The following is an 18,631-nucleotide window of genomic DNA, read 5'->3' on the forward strand; positions in this document are numbered from 1 at the left end:
TCTTCAGGGCCGCGCGCCCGGGATGGGCACTGCCGTCCCGCTCACCCGGACGCGCGGGTCCCCGTCCCGCAGGTCGACCGTGAGCGTGGACGGTCGTCCCAGGTCGTGGCCCTGATGGAGGGTGAGGCGGGCGTCGGGGGCGACCGCGCCGAGGGTGCGCAGGTAGGCGCCCAGCGCGGCGGCGGCCGCACCGGTGGCGGGGTCCTCCACCACACCGCCGACGGGGAAGGGGTCGCGGACGTGGAAGACGTCCTCCCGCTCCCGCCAGACCAGTTGCAGGGTCGTCAGGTCCAGACGGTCCATCAGGGCGGTGAGGCGCTCGAAGTCGTAGTCCAGGGCGGCCAGTCGGGCGCGGCCGGCCGCCGCCAGCACCAGGTGCCGGGCGCCCGCGAAGGCGATGCGCGGCGGCAGCGCCGGGTCCAGGTCGGCGGCGGGCCAGTCGAGGGCGGCCAGGGCCTCGACGACGTCGTCGGCGGCCACGTCGGCGACGTACGGCTCGACGCTGGTCAGGGTCGCGCGCAGGGCGCCGGACGGCCCGGCCGCCACCGACACCGGGACGTCGCCGGCCTGCGTCACGAACAACAGTTCGCCGGGCCCGGTCCGCTCGGCGAGGGCGACGGCGGCCGCGACGGTGGCGTGCCCGCAGAACGGCACCTCCGCCTTGGGGCTGAAGTACCGCACGGTGAAGACCCGTCCGGGGTCGGTGCCGGGCCGCTGCGGACCGGGGGTCAGGAACGCGGTCTCCGAGTAGCCGACCTCGGCGGCGACGGCGAGCATGGCGGCGTCGCCGAGACCGCTCGCGTCGAGGACGACCCCGGCCGGGTTGCCCCCGGCGGGGTCGTCGGAGAAGGCGGTGTAGTGCAGCACACCCGTCGCGGTGGCGTCGCTCGTCGTCATGTACGGTCAGAACACCGTCCGCCGGCCGGCTGTTCCCGGCCGACCGTACGAATACGGAGTACGGGAGACGGGGTACGGAGTACGGGTACGGAGTACGGGTACGGAGTCACCGTCCGGCGGCGCGTGCACGGAAGGCGCGGGAGCGCCGGGTCAGGCGACCGACTCGATCCGCAGTTTGATGTCGTACGGGGACAGCATCCCCTTCGCCTGGACGTGGTCGCCGGACGACTCACCCCGCAGGCGCCGGCCGATCCAGGGCACCAGGTACTCGCGCGCCCACTGCACGTCGTCCCGCCGGATCTCGAGGGTGCCGCGCGGCGGGAGCGGCGGCCAGGCCTGCTCGGGGTCGGCCGGCACCTCCAGGCCGAGGACCTGGCCGGCGCGCAGCGCCACGCGCGTGTGCCCCTCGGGCGACAGGTGGAGCCGGTCGTGGTCCCAGGCCCGGCGGTCCTGGATGGACTTCAGGGACCACAGGTCCAGCACGGGACAGCCGTAGCGGTCGGCGATGGCCCGCACATGGCCGTTGTAGGTGGCGATCTTGCCGCGCAGGCGCTTGAGCACCGGCACGCCACGGGTGTCGAAGCCCGTCGTCACCATGACGGTGCCGGCGGCCTCGGTGAGCCGTGCGACCGCCCGCTCGAAGCGCTCGGCGACCTCGTCGGGGTCGGTGCCGGGCCGGAGGATGTCGTTGCCGCCCGCGCAGAAGGACACCAGGTCCGGAGCGAGCCCGACGGCCTGCGGGACCTGCTCGGCCACGATCTGGTCGAGCAGCCTGCCGCGCACGGCGAGGTTCGTGTACGTGAAGTCGCCCTCGGGCCGCCGGTCGGCGAGGAGCACCGCGAACCGGTCCGCCCAGCCGACGAACGCCCCGTCGGGACCCGGGTCGCCGACGCCCTCGGTGAAGCTGTCCCCCACCGCGACGTACGACCCGATCACTGATCTGCTGTCACTCTTCGAATCGTCTGCCACAGCAGGTCATGATTCACCGTCCAATGTGACCTACGCGACCGTAGGGAGGGCTTGACGAACGGTGAGATAAGCCACGCCTAAATTGTTCGCCAAACCCGGAATACGCCGCCCCGTGCACGGCGACGGCCGAGAACCGGACCCGGGGATCGGGGTCCGGTCCTCGGCGGCATGCCGGGCGGCCGGGGGCCGTCAGCCGACGGCGACGCCCTTGGAGCGGAGGTAGCCGACCGGGTCCACGTCGGAGCCGTAGTTCGGCGTGGTGCGGATCTCGAAGTGCAGGTGCGGGCCGGTCACGTTGCCGGTCGCGCCGGAGAGGCCGATCTGCTGGCCGGCGGTGACGGTCTGGCCGGCCGAGACGGAGAGCTGCGAGAGGTGGGCGTACTGGGCGTAGTAGCCGTCGCTCAGCTGGATGACGACCTGGTTGCCGTAGGCGCCGCCCCAGCCCGCGGAGACGACCGTGCCGGCGCCCACGGCCTTCAGCGAGGTGCCGGTCGGCACGACGAAGTCGACGCCGGTGTGGTAGCCGCTGGACCACATGCTGCCCGCGACGCGGTATCCGGTGCCGACGCCGGCCCCGGACACCGGGAGGGTGTAACCGCTGGAGGTGCCGGTGGACTCGGCGGCCTGGGTGACCGTCGTCGGCTGCGAGGAGGACGAGGAGGAGGACGAGTCGGCGGAGGAGGACGGAGAGTCGGCGGAAGGCGCGGGAGCCGAAGAGGAAGGCGACGAAGAGGAAGGCGACGAAGAGGGCGAAAGCGACGAAGACGGCGAAGACGACGACGACTTGGTGGCGCCGCTCGTGGCCTTCTTGCCGATGACGAGCTTGAGGCCGGGGTGGATCAGCGACGGGTCGTCGCCGACGGCCTCGCGGTTGTCCGCATACAGCTTCTTCCAGCCGCCGCGGACGCTCTGCTCCTCGGCGATCTTCGAGAGCCAGTCACCCTTGCGCACCGAATAGGTCCGCACGCCCGCGTTGTTCGCGGCCTTCTCCTTCGCGGCCTTCTTCCCCTCGGCCGCCGCCTTCTCGGCGCCGGAAAGGGACTGCACGGTCTTCTGCGAAACCGGCTGCGCGGTGGACTGCGCGGTGTCGGCGTGGGCGCCGGTGGCCCCCAGCAGGGGGAGGGCGAGCGCGGCGCCGCCGGTTCCGGCGACGGCGATGGAGCGGGTGAAGCGCTGGGACTTGGGGCGGCGGTGCTTACCCTTCGCGGGCATGACGAATTCCTCTCCGGCGCCTGCGAGGTGAGCTGTCGGGTGCGGACTGGAGATGTCCGGCCGCGCGGTGGGCGCGACTTGACCCCAAGCCTGTTCCGGAGACCGGACAGGCGGTTCTACCTGTGGGTCCCCCGCTCCTGCCGTGCACGGGTGAGTGGTGCGGGATTCCGGGCGGCGGCAGGATTCGGCGTCCGCCCGGATTGCCTGGCGAACGTAAGCGACCACGACGCGAAGGGACAAGCAAGAGGTTGCGGGAGGCGCACGTTCCCCTTGATCCCTTACCGGAATTCCCGGTCACCCTCCGTTGATTCCGAGGCGGCTTCAGCGGCCAAATTCCCTGAAAAACAATACGCATTACGTGAACATGACGGGCGACTCACGGTGACCGGTATGACGATGCTCACGCGACCTCGCGCCAGCATTCCTTATTCTGGAGCGAGTTGGAATGAAATCCATCCAAAGCGCCAATTCGGACAGAAGACTCAGACAAGGGCGATGCACCAGAGAAGCACCTTCGGGGCGCATGAACCGTTTCGCGGCATTCGTACCGGCTCGCCACCGGTTCGCCACCAACTCGCCACATGCTCGCCACCGGCTCGCCACGGAATCGCCACGGGCTCCCCGGGGGCAGTCCGCACACCCCTGCTGAGCCGGGGTGTGCGTGTCGTATCGTCAAGGAGGTGCCCGTCGACGAGCAGCGCCGACGGGGACGGCTGGGAGGAGCCCCCGTGACGCAGCAGATCCCGTCGACCGAGCCCGAGCTGGCAGGAGTCCGCAACTTCCGCGACGTGGGGGGCCTGCCGACGGTGGACGGACGACGGGTGCGCCACGGAGTGCTGTTCCGCAGCGGCCACCTCGCGCACGCCACCGCGGAGGACGCCGCCTTCCTCGCCTCGCTGGGACTGCACACCGTCTTCGACTTCCGCAACGCGGCGGACCAGAGGCTGGAGGGCCCGGACGTCGAACTGCCGGGCGTGCGGAATGTGAACCTGCCGCTGAGCGACCCGGCGGACGGCGCCGAGTTCTGGAAGATGGTCCGGGACGGAGACCTCGACCAGCTGCGCGAGATACTCGGGGACGGCAAGGCGGCCGGCCGCATGATCGGCTCGTACCGCCTGATCATCAAGGAGCGCACCGGCGAGCACACGCGCGTGCTGCACGCGCTGGCCGAGGACAGCGTGCCCGCGCTGATGCACTGCGCCGCGGGCAAGGACCGCGCGGGCCTGTCCGTCGCCGTGACCCTGCTCGCCGTGGGCGTGGAGCGGGACGCGATCTTCGCCGACTACCTGGAGTCGAACGCCAAGCACCGCCGCTACCGGGTGCAGCGCGGCGGAAACTCGGCCTCGGCCTACTCCCCCGAGGTCATGGAGCTGCTCAGCCCGCTGTTCGAGGCGCGCGAGGAGTACCTGGCGGCGGCCTTCGAGACCATCGAGGAGACGTGGGGCGGCGTCGATCCCTACCTGGAGCAGGGGCTCGGCGTCACTCCGGCGGTCCGGGAGCGGCTGCGCGAGCGCCTGCTCGCCTGACGCCGCCCAGGACGCGGCGGGCCGCCGGTCAGGACGCGGCAGGCTACTTGGCGCCCACCGAGAACAGCAGGTAGATGAAGCCCGCGAAGAGGTGGCCCGCCGCGATGTAGATGATGAGGCGGATCCACAGGGAGCGCGGGAACTTGTCCTCGTAATTGCTCATGGCATGTCTCCGGTGGTCGAGCCCAGGCACAGCGCGGCCGTGGGACTCTGCAACAGGGTGTGGACGAACAGCAGCTCGACCCCTTCGGGGTCCAGCGCCGCGATGCGGTGCGGCGTCAGCGAGTCGAAGTGCGCGCTGTCGCCGGGACCGAGCCGGTGGGTGGCGTCCCCGAGGCGCAGCCACAGCCGCCCCGTGAGGACGTACAGCCACTCCTCCCCGGGGTGTACGCGCACGATGTCGCCCTGGGTGCCGTACGGCGCGTGGACCCGCAGGGCCTGCATGCCCCGGCCGGAGGCGCCGGCCTGCCAGTAGGTCCAGCCGCCCGCGGCGGTGGGCTCCATGTCGACGGCGCGCACCACGGCGTTACGGTCGGCGACCGTCTCGCCGAGCAGTTCGGAGACCGTCGTACCGTAGATGCGGGCGAGCCCGAGGAGCACCGGCAGCGAGGGTTGCCGCTGCCCGGTCTCCAGCCGGGAGAGGTGGGCCGGGGACAGTCCGGCCGCGCGGGCCGCGGCCTCCAGGGTGAGGGAGGCGCGGCGGCGCAGTGCGCGGAGCTGCGGCGCGACGGCGGGCAGATCTGCCACGGGTCCCGCCGGCTGCTCGAACTCGGCTTCCGGGGAGCTCATACCCCCATTGAGCCGCAGCTTTACCTCTGGGGCAAATTTCTTGCCTCAGAGGCAAAGAACCTTCGGCGGGGGTTCGGGCTAGCGGTTGGCGACGGCCTGTTTGATCAGCGTCCTGCCGAAGTCCCACATCAGCCCGCCTCCATTGTGCGCCTCGTCCATCACCTCCGTGAAGGCGGCCACGAACCGGTCCACCTCCCGCTCGCCGATGGTGAGCGGCGGGATCAGCTTGATGACCTCCAGGTGGTCGCCGGAGACCTGGGTGAGGATGCGGTGACGCTGCAGCAGCGGAACGACGACCATCTGCGCGAACAGTCCCTTGCGGGCGGCCTGCAGCATGGTCCACCGGCTGCGCAGCTTCAGCGACCTGGGCCGGCCGAACTCGATGCCGATCATCAGCCCGCGGCCGCGGACGTCGGCGAGCAGCTCGTAGCTGTCGGTCAGCGCCGCGAGGCGGGACCTGAGCAGTTCGCCGGTCGCGCGGGCGTTGGCGACGATCTGCTCGTTCTCCATGACCGACAGCACGGCGAGCCCGGCCGCCATGGCCTGGGCGTTGGACCCGAAGCTCGCCGAGTGGACGAGGACGCGGTCCATCGACGAGTAGACCTTCTTGAAGATCCAGTCCTTGCCGAGCGTCGCCCCGACGGGCACGTATCCACCCGACAGCGCCTTGGCCACGCACACCAGGTCCGGCTCGACGCCCTCCTCGTGCTGGTAGGCGTAGAAGTCGCCGGTGCGGCCGAGGCCGGTCTGCACCTCGTCGGCGATGAGCAGCGCCTTGTGCCGGTGCAGCAGTTCCTGCGCGGCCCGCAGGTAGCCGGGCGGGGACTCGTACACGCCCTTGCCCTGGATCGGCTCCACGATCAGGGCGGCGACGTCGCCCTTCCTCAGCTCCCGCGCCAGGGCGTCGAGGTCGCCGAGGGGTACGGCGGTGTCGGGCAGCAGCGGGGCGAAGCCGTCCCGGAAGCCGGACTCGCCGTTGACCGACAGCGAGCCCGTCGTCAGCCCGTGGAAGGCGTGCTCGCAGTACAGCACCCTGGGCCTGCCGGTGGCGTAGCGGGCGAACTTCAGCGCGCCCTCGACCGCCTCCGTGCCGCTGTTGCCGAAGAACACCCGGTCCAGGTGCGGGCTGTGCGCGAGGAGCTTCTCGGCCAGCAGCCCGGGCAGCGGCTGGCAGTCGAAGCGGGTGAGGTCGGCGAGCGAGGCGTCGAGGACGTCGTGCAGCGCCTTGCGGACCACCGGATGATGGCGGCCCAGGCCCATCACCCCGAACCCGGCGAGCATGTCCAGGTATTCGTTGCCGTCCGCGTCCCAGAAGTACGCGCCCTCGCCGCGCTCGTAGACCTTGTCGAAGCCGATGGTGTGCAGCATGCGCGGGAGCTGGTGGTTGAGGTACCTGGTGTGCAGCTCGTAGCGCTCGGCTCCGCGCTCGGCCAGGAGCGCGCCGAGGTCGAACTCCTTGCTCATTCAGCCCTCTCCTTGACTGGGGCGGCCCCCGCCGGGTCGGCGGCGGCCTCCTTGACGGCCAGGCTCGCGCTGATCCGCCCGGCCACCTCCACCGGCGTGAGCCCGATGTCGGCGAGCACCTCGGCGCGCTTGGCATGCGCGAGGAACTGCTCCGGAATCCCGAACCGCCGCACCGGTACGTCGACTTCGGCGTCGCCGAGCGCCAGCGCCACCGCGGACCCGACGCCGGCCGCGCGGCTGTTGTCCTCCACCACGGCCACCAGGCGGTGTGCGGCGGCGAGCCCCGGCAGCGCCGGATCGACCGGCTTGACCCACCGGGGGTCCACCACCGTGCACCCGATGCCGCGCGCCTGGAGCAGCTCGGCGGCCTGCAGGCAGACCGGCGCCATGACGCCGACGGCGACCAGCAGCACCTCGGGCCGGTCCGCGCGGTGCAGCACGTCCATGCCGCCCACCCGGTCGACCGCGGGGATCCGCGGTCCCACCGACTCCTTGGGGAAGCGGACCAGGGTCGGCGCGTCGTCGACGGCGACCGCCTCGCGCAGCTGGGCGCGCAGCTGGTCGGCGTCGCGCGGGGCGGCGATCCGCAGGCCCGGCACCACCTGGAGGACGGACATGTCCCACATGCCGTTGTGGGAGGCGCCGTCGACGCCCGTGACACCGGCCCTGTCCAGCACGAAGGTGACCCCGCAGCGGTGCAGCGCCACGTCCATCAGGAGCTGGTCGAAGGCGCGGTTGAGGAAGGTGGCGTAGACGGCGACCACCGGGTGCAGCCCGCCGGTCGCCAGTCCGGCCGCGGAGACGGCCGCGTGCTGCTCGGCGATGCCGACGTCCCACACCCGGCCGGGGAAGCGGGCAGCGAACTTGCCGAGACCCACCGGGTGCAGCATGGCCGCCGTGATCGCGACGACGTCCTCGCGCTCCTCGCCGATCCGGACGATCTCGTCGCCGAACACCGAGGTCCAGGACGGGCCGTCGGCGGGCGTGAGCGGTTCGCAGGTGAGCGGGTCCATCACGCCGACGGTGTGGAAGCGGTCCTCCTCGTGCGCGAGGGCGGGCTCGTAGCCGCGGCCCTTCTCCGTGAGGCAGTGGACGAGGACCGGCCCGTGGAAGCGCTTCGCGCGCCGCAGCGCCGACTCCACCGCCCCGATGTCGTGTCCGTCGATCGGGCCGACGTACTTCAGGCCCAGGTCCTCGAACATGCCCTGTGGGGCGAAGGCGTCCTTGAAGCCCTTCTTCGCGCCGTGCAGCGACTCGTAGACGGTGTTGCCGACGAGCGGGGTGCGCAGCAGGACCTCCTTGCCCCAGGCGAGGACCTTCTCGTAGCCGTCGGTGGTGCGCAGGGTGGCCAGGTGGTTGGCGAGCCCGCCGATGGTCGGCGCGTAGGAGCGCTCGTTGTCGTTGACGACGATGATCAGCGGCCGGTCCTTGGCGGCCGCGATGTTGTTCAGCGCCTCCCAGGCCATGCCGCCGGTCAGCGCGCCGTCGCCGATGACCGCGACGACGTGCCCCTTCTCCCCCTGCACCTGGCGTGCCTTGGCGAGCCCGTCGGCCCAGCCGAGCGCGGTGGAGGCGTGGCTGTTCTCGATGACGTCGTGCTCGGACTCCTCGCGCGAGGGGTAGCCGGACAGGCCGCCCTTGCCGCGCAGCTTGGAGAAGTCCTGACGCCCCGTCACCAGCTTGTGCACGTAGCTCTGGTGGCCGGTGTCCCACAGGATGCGGTCGACCGGCGACTCGAAGACCCGGTGGAGCGCGATGGACAGTTCCACCACCCCCAGGTTGGGCCCGAGGTGACCGCCGGTCCTGGCCACCGCGTGCACCAGGAACTCCCTGATTTCTTCGGACAGTTCGCGAAGCTCCGCCTCGGCCAGCGCTTTCAGGTCGCGTGGTCCCCGGATGGTCTCCAGAATCGTCACGCTCGGGCCCCCTTCGGTCCTGCTGTTCAACTCACGGTGACGGCCGGCTCCCCCGACGCGCCGTCCTGCTCCATCTGCTCCGCCAGCTTCATGGCCTCTTCGATCAGGGTCTCGACGATCTTCGACTCGGGGACCGTCTTGATGACCTCGCCCTTGACGAAGATCTGCCCCTTGCCGTTGCCGGAGGCGACACCCAGATCGGCCTCCCGCGCCTCACCGGGACCGTTGACCACACAGCCCATGACCGCCACCCGCAGCGGGACCTCCATACCGGTCAGCCCCGCCGTGACCTCCTCGGCCAGCTTGTACACATCCACCTGCGCCCGCCCGCAGGACGGGCAGGAGACGATCTCCAGACCACGCTGCCGCAGGTTCAGCGACTCCAGGATCTGGATGCCGACCTTGATCTCCTCCACCGGCGGCGCGCTCAGCGACACCCGGATCGTGTCCCCGATCCCCTGCGACAGCAGCGCCCCGAACGCCACCGCCGACTTGATCGTGCCCTGGAACGCCGGGCCCGCCTCCGTCACGCCGAGGTGCAGCGGGTAGTCGCACCGCGCGGCGAGCTGCCGGTAGGCCTCGATCATCACCACCGGGTCGTTGTGCTTCACGGAGATCTTGATGTCCCGGAAGTCGTGCTCCTCGAACAGCGACGCCTCCCACAGCGCGCTCTCCACCAGCGCCTCCGGCGTCGCCTTCCCGTACTTCCGCAGCAGCCGCCGGTCCAGCGAACCCGCGTTCACCCCGATCCGGATCGGCGTGCCGTGGTCCTTCGCCGCCTTCGCGATCTCCCTGACCTTGTCGTCGAACTGCTTGATGTTGCCCGGGTTCACCCGCACCGCCGCACAGCCCGCCTCGATCGCCGCGAACACGTACTTCGGCTGGAAGTGGATGTCCGCGATCACCGGGATCTGCGACTTCCGCGCGATCGTCGCCAGCGCGTCCGCGTCGTCCTGCGTCGGACACGCCACCCGCACGATCTGGCACCCCGACGCCGTCAGCTCCGCGATCTGCTGCAGCGTGGCACCGATGTCGGAGGTACGCGTCGTCGTCATCGACTGCACCGACACCGGGGCCCCGCCCCCGACCGCCACCGGCCCGACCTGGATCCGCCGCGAGGCGCGCCGCTCGGCGACCGGCCGGGCCGGCACCTCGGGCACGCCCAGGGAGACGGCGGTCATCGGGTCACTCCCGGTTTCCGGAGACGGTCTCGCGCATCGCGCGCAAGGACTCCTTCAGGGACCCCATGGTGGCGAGGACGGCGGTGGGCTCGTAGCCGCAGTGCGCCATGCAGTTGGCGCAGCGCGGGTCCTTGCCGCGGCCGTACTTGTCCCAGTCGGTGTCCTCGATGAGCTCGCGGTACGTCGGCACGTACCCGTCGCTCATCAGGTAGCAGGGGCGCTGCCAGCCGAACAGCGAGTAGTTCGGGATCGCCCAGGCCGTGCACGGGAAGTCGACCTTGCCCTCGAGGAAGTCCAGGAACAGCGGCGAGTGGTTGAGCCGCCAGCGCAGCCGGTTGCCGCCCGCGAAGGCCTTCCTGAACAGCTCGCGGGTCTGCTCCACGCCCAGGAAGTGCTCCTGGTCCGGGGCCTTCTCGTAGGCGTAGGCGGGCGAGATCATCATCTCGTCGACCTTCAGGTCGTCGTTGAGGAAGTTGAGCACCTCGATGATGGTCTGCGGGGTGTCGGTGTTGAAGAAGGTCGAGTTGGTGGTCACCCGGAAGCCGCGCCGCTTGGCCTCCTTGATGGCCTCCACCGCCTCGTCGAACACGCCCTCCTTGGCGACGGACTCGTCGTGCCGCTCGCGCAGCCCGTCGATGTGCACCGCGAACGCGAAGTAGGGCGAGGGCTTGAACTTGTCCATCTTCTTGCGCAGCAGCATCGCGTTGGTGCACAGGAAGACGTACTTCCGCTTGGCCACCAACTGGCGCACGATCTCGTCGATGTGAGGGTGCATCAGGGGCTCACCGCCCGCGATGGACACCATCGGCGCCCCGGACTCCAGCACCGCTCCCACGGCCTGCGCGACCGGCATGCGCTGCTTCAGCACCCCGGCCGGATGCTGGATCTTGCCGCATCCCTCGCACTTCAGGTTGCACGCGAAGAGCGGCTCCAGCTCGACGATCAGCGGGAACTTGTCGCGCTTGCGGAGCTTTTGTTCTGCCAAGTAAGTAGCGACCTTGATGGACTGACGCAGCGGCATGGCCATCTGGCTCACCTCCTGGGGAGCAGCAAGGAACGGTGCCATTCGAAGAAAGCCGGAAGAACGGAACGGAGCACACGGAAAGCCGATATTCCACCGCGCAGCGTGCCGATCCGGACGAGTTCATGTTCTGGAGCGTCCACCACCACCCGCACGGCCGCAACCGGGCGCTCGTCCACGCGCACCGCGCTCAGCAGCGTGGCCGCCGACTCCATGTCGACCGCGATCGCGCCGGTCGCCAGCAGCTGCGACCGCTCCGGGCCGCGGACCACGTGGTCGGAGCCGGTGAGCGGTCCGGTGTGGACGGTACGGCCGGGCACGGCCCGCACCAGCTCCTTCACCAGCAGCTCGGTGCCGACGCACGGCACGTTGCCGCGCGGGTCCCTGGTCTCCTCGGCGACGACCAGGTCGCCGGGGTGCATGCCGGGGGCGAGACCCGCGCAGAAGCCGGTGGCCAGGACGGCGGCGTCGGCGAGCACCGGGTCGGCGAGCACGCGGACGACCGACCGTTCGGCCGCCTTGGGGCCCATGCCGGTACGCAGCACGGTGACCGGCCCGCCGGCGCCGCCGTACCCGTCCGGTTCGGTTCCGGGACGCCTCGGGCCCTCCCGCCGCGCTCCGCGGTCGCCGGTGCGCAGGGCGAGGTGCTCGATGCCGAGCGCGCACGCGATCAGCAGCGGTGCCGGGGCGGGACGGGCGCTCATCAGCCCCCCTCGGCCTCGGCGAGGGGTTTCTCGGCGAGCAGCTTCTCGGCCAGGGGCCGCTCTGCCAGTGGCTGCCCGGCCAGTGGCTGCCCGGCCAGTGGCTGCCCGGCCAGTGGCTGCCCGGCCAGTGGCCGCTCTGCCAGGGGCTCCGCGGCCAGGGGCTCCGCGGTCGGCGACTGTCCGGCCAGGGCCTTCTCGGCGAACGGCTCTCCGTGGACGTACCGGCCGAGCGCGGTCAGCGGGAAGACCTGCCGGTAGAGGTGGTAGTTGATGGAGAAGTCCCACGGGAAGCCGGTGCCGGTGAAGTACGGCTCGTCCCACGAACCGTCCTCGCGCTGTGTGGCCGCGAGCCACCGCACGCCGCGCTCGACGGCCCGGGAGTCCCGCTCCCCCGCCGCCAGCAGGGCCATCAGCGCCCACGCCGTCTGCGAGGCGGTGGAGGCCCCGCGGCCGCTCCACTCCCCGGCGTCCCGGTAGGAGCGCAGGTCCTCGCCCCAGCCCCCGTCGTCGTTCTGCACCGACTCCAGCCAGGCCACCGCCCGCCGGATCGCCGGGTGCGAGCCGGGCAGGCCGGCGGCCGTGAGCGCGGGGACCACGGACCCGGTGCCGTAGAGGTAGTTGACGCCCCAGCGTCCGAACCACGAGCCTTCCGGCTCCTGTTCGGCGAGCAGCCACTCGATGCCGCGCCGGGTGCGCGGGTCGTGGGCCATACCCTCGGCCGCGAGCATCTCGACGACGTGCGCGGTGACGTCGGCGGACGGCGGGTCGATGACCTCGCCGAAGTCGCAGAACGGCAGCCGGTTGGGGAACCGGCTGGTGTTGTCGACGTCGAAGGCGCCCCACGCCCCGTTCCTCGACTGCATGCCGAGGTTCCAGCGCACCCCGCGCCCGATCGCCTTCTCGACCCGCTCCGGGTCGTGGTGCCGGACCCGGCGCAGCGCGAGGACCACCTCGGCGGTGTCGTCGATGTCCGGGTAGTTGTCGTTGTGGAACTCGAACGCCCATCCGCCGGGCGGCAGTTGGGGCCTGCGTACGGACCAGTCGCCGGGCCGCACGATCTGCTCGCCCAGCATCCAGTCGGCGGCCTTGACCAGTTGCGGGTGGTCGGCGGGCACTCCGGCGTCGGCGAGCGCGATGGTGGCCAGGCAGGTGTCCCACACCGGCGACTGGCAGGCCTCGATCATCCGGGCGCCGTCCTCACGCCAGACGGCGTACCGGTCGAGGGACTCCAGGCCGGCCCGCATCACCGGGTGCTCGAGGTCGTAGCCGAGCAGGTACAGGGCGATGACCGAGTACACGGCCGGCGGCTGGATGCCGCCCCAGCAGCCGTCGTTCTCCTGGCGCTCGATGATCCAGCGGGCGGCGCTGTTCATGGCGGCCCTGCGCAGCCGGCGCACCGCGACCGGCCGGTAGCCGCGCACCACCTTGTCGAGCCGCTGGAACAGACCGTCCCAACTCGTCACCGGGGCAAGGGGCTTGGGCGGGTTGGGGTGGTCGGGGTCGGTGTGCAGTTCGTCCAGCGGGAACGGCGCCGGACGCACCGGACGCTTCGCGGAGACGACGGTGAGCGGCACGATGGTCTGCCGCGCCCAGCACCCGAAGTTGTAGATGTTGAGCGGGAACCACTTCGGGAAGTAGAGGAGTTCGGGCGGGAGTTCGGGCAGGTCCTCCCACTTCCACCAGCCGAACAGCGCGAGCCAGATCCGGGTGAAGACCCGCGCGGCGGCGATCCCGCCCTGTTCGCGGATCCACGCCGAGGCCTTCGCCATGTGCGGCGCGTCGGGCGCGTCGCCGGCCAGCCGCAGGGCGACGTACGCCTCGATGGTGGCGGAGAGTTCGCCGGGTCCGCCGTAGAAGGTGGCCCAGGTGCCGTCCGCGCGCTGCTCGCCGCGGATGAACAGCGCGGCGGCGTGGGTCGTGGCCTCGTCGCGGATGCCCAGGAACTGGCGCAGGAGCAGGTCCTCGGCGTCCATCGTGACGTTCGTCTCGAGGTCGCCCTTCCACCAGCCCTGGGCGTCCTGCCGCGACAGCAGGAAGCCGGTGGCGCGCCCCACGGCGCGCACGGCGGCGTCTCGGACCCCCGCCGCCACGGGGTCGGTACTGTCGGTTTCGCTGGCCGCGGCAGCGCGGGGCGGCAGCGCCCCGGTGCTTCCGTCGGTCGTCGCTGTCATGGCTTCCCCTTCGTGCAGTCGTGCGAGTCGTGCTGCTGTGGGTCCGCCGTCGGACGGTGCCTCGACCTCGGCACCGGCCGGCGACTACGCGAGGGTTATTCGACCGATAATGATCATCTCTTCCGTACGACGACGAAGTCGGCGAGCGCCGTGAAGGCGGCCCGTACCCGGTCGGGCATGTCGATGGCGTCGAGGGCCTCGACCGCCACGGTGTGCTGCCGGCGCGCCTCCTCGGCGGTCCACTCACGGCCGCCGGCCTCCTCGATGAGGGCGGCGCGGGCCGCGAACTCCTGCTCCGAGAAGTTCGCGAAGTCGCTGCTCTTGGCGTCCGCGGCGAGGATCTCGCCGAGCCGCTCGGAGGCGGGGCCGCCGGCCGCGAGCGCGGCCACGACGGGCAGGGACTTCTTGCGCTGGCGCAGGTCGCTCCAGGTCTGCTTGCCGGTGGAGACCGGGTCGCCCCAGATGCCGAGCAGGTCGTCGACGGCCTGGAAGGCCAGGCCCAGGTGGTAGCCGTACTTCTCCAGGGTGTCGGCGGTGCGGTCGTCCGCGCCGCCGAGGACGGCGCCGATCGAGGAGGCGCAGGCGAGCAGGGCGCCGGTCTTGTTGCCCTCCATCTCCAGGCACTCCTCGACGCTGACGCGGTCGCGGTGCTCGTAGGAGATGTCCTGCGCCTGACCGTCGATCAGGGCGCGGGTGGCGGAGGTCAGGCGGCGGGTGGCGCGGCCGGCCTCGACCGTGCCGAGTTCCAGCAGTATCTCGTTGGCCAGGGCGAACAGGGCGTCGCCGACGAGGATCGCCTGGGCGGGGCCGTGCACCTTCCAGACGGTGTCGCGGTGGCGGCGCTGTTCGTCGCCGTCCATCAGGTCGTCGTGCAGCAGCGAGAAGTTGTGGACCAGTTCGACCGCGACCGCGCCGGGGACGCCGGTCTCGGGGGCGGCCCCGGTGACCTCGGCCGAGAGCACCGCGAGGGCGGGGCGGACGGCCTTGCCGCCGTCGCCGTCCGCGGGATTGCCCTCGGCGTCGATCCAGCCGAAGTGGTAGGCGGAAACGGTGTCCATGGGAGGGGCCAGGCGGTTGACGGCCGTCCGCAGTACCGGTGTGGCCAGGGTCCGGCCGCGCTCCAGGAGCGCGGTCACGTCCACCGCGGTCTCTCGAGCGGCCGTCGAGGCCGGGGGCACAGTGGGCACAGTCTCTCCTCTTGTTGCGGTGCCGGGAGTGCGGGGGCCTGCCGCCTGCTGATCGAGCGTCACGCCGCCTCCTCGACGTCGAAGAGGTGACGGGGGCGGGGCCGGCCCAGGGCGCTCAGCGCGGCGTCCGCCGCGTTCACGCCGCTGCGGACCGCACTCTCCATGGTCGCGGGCCACCCTGTGGCGGTCCACGCTCCGGCCAGGTAGAGGCCGGGGGCCTTGGTACGGGCGCCGGGCCTGAGCCGTCCGACGCCGGGGGTCGGGGCGAACGTCGCCGTGCGCTCCCTGGTCACGAAGAAGTCCCTCACCTCGGCGCCGCGCGCGCCGGGCAGCAGCCGTTGCAGTTCGGGGAGGTAGCGCTCGCGCAGCGCGGCGACCGGCGCGTCGATGTCGTCGTGCGCGGCCGACTGGGACAGCGCGAGGTACTGCCCCGTGCGCAGCCCGCCGGCGTCGGTGCGGTCGAAGACCCACTGCACCGGGGTGCCGAGGGCCGCGAAGAAGGGCCGGGCGAGCACCTTGCGGTCGTAGACGACGTGGACGTTGAGGATGGGCGCCGTGCCGATCCGCAGCAGCCGTTCCGGGGCGTCGAGGGCGCCGGCGGGCAGCAGGTCGTGGGCCTCGCGCTGGGCCACGGCGAGCACGACGGCGTCGGCCGTGAGCGTCTCGCCCGGCACCTCGACGCTCCAGCGTCCGGTGTCGTCGCGGGAGACGGAGGTGACGCGGGTACGGACCTCGGTACGCACGCCCGCGGACTCGAGCGCCTTGCGGGCCAGCCGGTCGTGCAGTTCGCCCAGCGGGACGCGCGCCCATCCGATGTCGGCCGCGCCCGGGTCGGACAGCAGACCGGTCTTGAAGACCATCGCGGCGAGCCCCAGCGAGGCGTCGCCCGCGACCGCGTTGAGGGTGGCGACCCCGACCAGGTCCCACAGCGCCTCGACGGCGCGCGCGGACTGGCCGTGTGCGGCCAGCCAGCTGCCGAAGTCCTGGTCGTCCAGCGCCGGATCGGCGAGGTCGAGCCGCTTGAGCGCGAGCGCGGCGCGGCCCACCGCGGCCCGCTCGGCGAGCGAGAGGTGCGGGTACGCCGCCAGGCTGCGCCCCAGGTGCAGCGGGACCGGCAGCGGGTCGCGCCGCAGCCTGCCCAGCCGCCGCCCCTCGGGCCGGGCCACGTCGACCACCGGCACGTCGAGGCGGCTCTGCAGCGGCGCCAGCGCGGTGGCCTCGATGCGGTCGAGGAACCACCGGTAGGCGGTGCAGCAGCGCAGGTACACGTGCTGTCCGTTGTCGACGGTGAGGTCGCCGCGCTGGAAGGAGAAGGCGAGCCCGCCCAGCCGGGGCCGGCCCTCGAGCAGGGTGACGCGCACTCCGGCGTCGGCGAGCGCGAGGGCGGCGGTGACGCCGGCGAGTCCGCCGCCGACCACGACGGCGTCCCCGCCGGTGCGCCGGGCGGGGTTCGCGAGCGGCTCACCGGACCGCGTGCCGTCGGTCATCGTGCGTCCTCCCCTGGGCGGCCACCGCGGTGGTCGAACGGATCACGGCACACCGTCGCCGTCAGGGACGCGGTCGCCTCCCGGAGGGTTGCCTGCCGTTTTTCGCCGGCGCAATCGCCTGGGACCGGGTTCTCCATCAGGCGCGCCTCCTGACGGTCCTCCGGCTCACCTGCCGGGTGTCCAGGCCGGACAGACCCCGGACGGCGACGTACGCCTTCTCCCGCCCCGGCAGCGAGACCCGGCCGCGCAGCACGGCCCCGGGATCGCGTTCGATCCGGTCGAGCAGGCGGCGGTAGATGCCGGCCATGGCGGCGACGCAGGCGCCGCTGCGCCGGTCGAGCATGGGCAGCAGACGGTAGCCCTCGGCGAAAAGCGTGCGGGCCCGTCGCACTTCGAAGTGCACGAGGCCCGCGAAGTCGGAGCCGTCCGGTGGTTTCGGCCCGCCGAAGCCGGCCACGCACCCGAATTTCGCGAGGTCGTCGGCGGGCAGATAGGTCCGTCCGCCCTCGGCGTCCTCGCGCACGTCCCTGAGGATGTTGGTGAGCTGGAGCGCGAGGCCGAGCGTGTCGGCGTACTCGGGCGCGCGCTCGGCGCCGCGCGCCTCGGGTTCCGTGCCGAACACGCCGAGCGAGAGGCGCCCGATGGCGCCCGCGACGCAGCGGCAGTACACCTTCAGGTCGTCCCAGGTCTCGTAGGTCTCGCCGCGTACGTCCATCAGGACGCCGTCGATCAGTTCGTCCAGGCCGCCGAGCGGGATCGGGAAGGCGTCGGCGGCGTGGGCGAGGGCGACCGCGACCGGGTCGGTGTCGTCCTCGGCGACCCCGCCCCCGCGCACCCGGGCCAGCGTCGCCCGGGTGTCCTCCAGCCGCGCCACCTTGACCTCGTCCGCCAGTTCGCCGTCGCCGATGTCGTCGACGCGCCGCGAGAACGCGTACAGCGCGGACATGGCACGGCGCTTGGGCGCCGGCAGCAGTCTGATGCCGTAGGCGAAGTTGCGGGCCTGCTGTCCGGTGACGGCCTCGCAGTAGCGGTAGGCGGCGAGTACCGGTGCGGACACGTGTGGTTCGAACTCCACGGTCCGGATCACCCCTCTCCTCGCAGAGTCACGCCCACCTCACGAAGCAACCGGATCTTGCCGGGCTTGGGCGGGCCGGGAAGTACGTCGTATCCGGCGGCGGCGATCGCGTGGACCGCCGCCCTTCCTCCCGCCACGAACCCTGCGAGCAGCAACTTCAACCTGCCGTGGACGCTACCCACCAGAGGGGCGCCTTCATTCAGGAGAAAGAGGGCGCGTTCCGTTTCGTATGCGACCAGCGCGCGCACCGATGCGCTCGCGACGGGGGTGGCGAGGTCGGCCTCCTGGACGTGGAAACGTCTCATGTCCTCGGCGGGCAGGTACACGCGGTCCCGTCCGAGGTCCTCGGCGACGTCCTGCAGGTGTTCGACGATCTGCAGTGCGGTGCAGATCGCGTCCGACAGCCGGATGCGCTCGGGCGTCGAAGTGCCGGTGACGGACAGGACCAGGCGGCCGACCGGGTTGGCCGACAGTTCGCAGTAGGCGAGGAGGTCGGCGTAGGTCTCGTAGCGGGTGACGAGCTGGTCCTGGCGGTTGGCGGCGATCAGGCCGAGGAAGGGCTCGGGGGTCAGCGCGTGGCGGCGCACCGTGGGCCGCAGGCGGCGCAGCAGGGGGTGGCGGGGCGTGCCGTCGAAGACGCGGCGCAGGTCGGCCTCGAAGGCGTCCAGGAGCAGCAGCCGGTCCTCGGCGTCCGCGGGCTCCACGCCGAGCAGCCGGGCGTCGGCGCCACCGGGGGCGAGGTCGCCGTCGCCGATGTCGTCGACGAGGCGGGCGAAGCCGTACACGGCCATGAGGTCGGTGCGCCAGGCCCTGGGCAGGAAGAACGGCGCCACGGGGAAGTTCTCGGCCGCGGCCTTGTCGAGCGTGCCGCGCTCCGGATCACCGGTGTGCGACGTGTCGGTTCCCGTCACCGCCGGCTGCCCGGGACGGGGACGGCACACGCTGCGTTCAGCGGGGGAGTCTCCGTAGCCATTGCCGTCACATCTCCCGTTCTACACTGCCGACCCGATACGCACTATTTCGGACACGCCG

17 protein-coding genes and 1 riboswitch are annotated in these 18,631 nt (G+C 71.9%); of the genes, 1 reads left to right on the plus strand and 16 read right to left on the minus strand.

Annotated elements, in window-relative coordinates; genetic code table 11:
- Positions 1 to 3: 3 nt before the first annotated feature.
- The 3 genes from ACH4ZX_RS17540 to ACH4ZX_RS17550 all read right to left on the minus strand — a co-directional run bounded on the left by ACH4ZX_RS17540 (position 4) and on the right by ACH4ZX_RS17550 (position 3,078).
- Positions 4 to 897, minus strand: coding sequence for a PhzF family phenazine biosynthesis protein (locus tag ACH4ZX_RS17540; RefSeq protein ID WP_398273018.1), 894 nt, complete (start codon positions 895 to 897; stop codon positions 4 to 6).
- Positions 898 to 1,047: 150 nt separating this feature from the next.
- Positions 1,048 to 1,833: an SGNH/GDSL hydrolase family protein gene (locus ACH4ZX_RS17545; RefSeq protein WP_398273237.1), complete on the minus strand. Its 786-nt coding sequence runs from the start codon at positions 1,831 to 1,833 to the stop codon at positions 1,048 to 1,050.
- Positions 1,834 to 2,055: 222 nt separating this feature from the next.
- Entirely contained in the window at positions 2,056 to 3,078 is a 1,023-nt protein-coding gene (locus ACH4ZX_RS17550) for a peptidoglycan DD-metalloendopeptidase family protein (protein WP_398273020.1), read from the minus strand.
- Positions 3,079 to 3,082: 4 nt separating this feature from the next.
- Positions 3,083 to 3,241, minus strand: a riboswitch (cyclic di-AMP (ydaO/yuaA leader).
- 565 nt (positions 3,242 to 3,806) lie between these two features.
- Here ACH4ZX_RS17550 and ACH4ZX_RS17555 point away from each other — a divergent pair.
- Positions 3,807 to 4,604, plus strand: coding sequence for a tyrosine-protein phosphatase (locus ACH4ZX_RS17555; RefSeq protein ID WP_398273022.1), 798 nt, complete (start codon positions 3,807 to 3,809; stop codon positions 4,602 to 4,604).
- Positions 4,605 to 4,647: 43 nt separating this feature from the next.
- Here the strand turns inward: ACH4ZX_RS17555 and ACH4ZX_RS17560 are convergent, their stop codons facing one another.
- The 13 genes from ACH4ZX_RS17560 to hpnC all read right to left on the minus strand — a co-directional run bounded on the left by ACH4ZX_RS17560 (position 4,648) and on the right by hpnC (position 18,510).
- Entirely contained in the window at positions 4,648 to 4,767 is a 120-nt protein-coding gene (locus ACH4ZX_RS17560; protein WP_360747454.1) for a DUF6126 family protein, read from the minus strand.
- Complete coding sequence (locus tag ACH4ZX_RS17565) at positions 4,764 to 5,393, minus strand: helix-turn-helix domain-containing protein (protein ID WP_398273024.1); 630 nt, start codon at positions 5,391 to 5,393, stop codon at positions 4,764 to 4,766. The genes ACH4ZX_RS17560 and ACH4ZX_RS17565 overlap by 4 nt, the downstream gene beginning before the upstream one ends.
- A gap of 78 nt (positions 5,394 to 5,471) precedes the next feature.
- Positions 5,472 to 6,857: an aspartate aminotransferase family protein gene (locus ACH4ZX_RS17570; protein ID WP_398273026.1), complete on the minus strand. Its 1,386-nt coding sequence runs from the start codon at positions 6,855 to 6,857 to the stop codon at positions 5,472 to 5,474.
- Entirely contained in the window at positions 6,854 to 8,773 is a 1,920-nt protein-coding gene (gene dxs / locus ACH4ZX_RS17575; RefSeq protein WP_398273028.1) for a 1-deoxy-D-xylulose-5-phosphate synthase, read from the minus strand. The genes ACH4ZX_RS17570 and dxs overlap by 4 nt, the downstream gene beginning before the upstream one ends.
- 26 nt (positions 8,774 to 8,799) lie before the next feature.
- Entirely contained in the window at positions 8,800 to 9,954 is a 1,155-nt protein-coding gene (gene ispG, locus ACH4ZX_RS17580) for a flavodoxin-dependent (E)-4-hydroxy-3-methylbut-2-enyl-diphosphate synthase (RefSeq protein WP_398273029.1), read from the minus strand.
- A 4-nt stretch (positions 9,955 to 9,958) separates the two neighbouring features.
- On the minus strand, positions 9,959 to 10,981 hold the full coding sequence (hpnH, locus tag ACH4ZX_RS17585) for an adenosyl-hopene transferase HpnH (RefSeq protein ID WP_351892045.1): 1,023 nt from the start codon (positions 10,979 to 10,981) through the stop codon (positions 9,959 to 9,961).
- 5 nt (positions 10,982 to 10,986) lie between these two features.
- Positions 10,987 to 11,679, minus strand: a complete 693-nt coding sequence (locus ACH4ZX_RS17590; protein WP_398273032.1) for a 1-hydroxy-2-methyl-2-butenyl 4-diphosphate reductase — start codon at positions 11,677 to 11,679, stop codon at positions 10,987 to 10,989.
- Positions 11,679 to 13,850, minus strand: coding sequence for a squalene--hopene cyclase (gene shc, locus ACH4ZX_RS17595; protein WP_398273033.1), 2,172 nt, complete (start codon positions 13,848 to 13,850; stop codon positions 11,679 to 11,681). Before shc ends, ACH4ZX_RS17590 begins: the two co-directional genes overlap by 1 nt.
- Positions 13,851 to 13,963: 113 nt before the next feature.
- Positions 13,964 to 15,028, minus strand: a complete 1,065-nt coding sequence (locus ACH4ZX_RS17600; RefSeq protein ID WP_398273239.1) for a polyprenyl synthetase family protein — start codon at positions 15,026 to 15,028, stop codon at positions 13,964 to 13,966.
- A 68-nt stretch (positions 15,029 to 15,096) separates the two neighbouring features.
- Complete coding sequence (gene hpnE, locus ACH4ZX_RS17605) at positions 15,097 to 16,524, minus strand: hydroxysqualene dehydroxylase HpnE (RefSeq protein WP_398273035.1); 1,428 nt, start codon at positions 16,522 to 16,524, stop codon at positions 15,097 to 15,099.
- Positions 16,521 to 16,661, minus strand: a complete 141-nt coding sequence (locus tag ACH4ZX_RS17610; RefSeq protein ID WP_398273037.1) for a DUF6380 family protein — start codon at positions 16,659 to 16,661, stop codon at positions 16,521 to 16,523. Before ACH4ZX_RS17610 ends, hpnE begins: the two co-directional genes overlap by 4 nt.
- Positions 16,661 to 17,611, minus strand: a complete 951-nt coding sequence (gene hpnD / locus ACH4ZX_RS17615; RefSeq protein ID WP_398273038.1) for a presqualene diphosphate synthase HpnD — start codon at positions 17,609 to 17,611, stop codon at positions 16,661 to 16,663. Before hpnD ends, ACH4ZX_RS17610 begins: the two co-directional genes overlap by 1 nt.
- Positions 17,608 to 18,510 (minus strand): squalene synthase HpnC, encoded by a 903-nt coding sequence (gene hpnC, locus ACH4ZX_RS17620; RefSeq protein WP_398273039.1) that lies wholly within the window; start codon positions 18,508 to 18,510, stop codon positions 17,608 to 17,610. Before hpnC ends, hpnD begins: the two co-directional genes overlap by 4 nt.
- Between the last annotated feature and the right edge of the window lie 121 nt (positions 18,511 to 18,631).

The organism is Streptomyces sp. NPDC020490 (assembly GCF_044335305.1).
Lineage (GTDB): Bacteria > Actinomycetota > Actinomycetes > Streptomycetales > Streptomycetaceae > Streptomyces.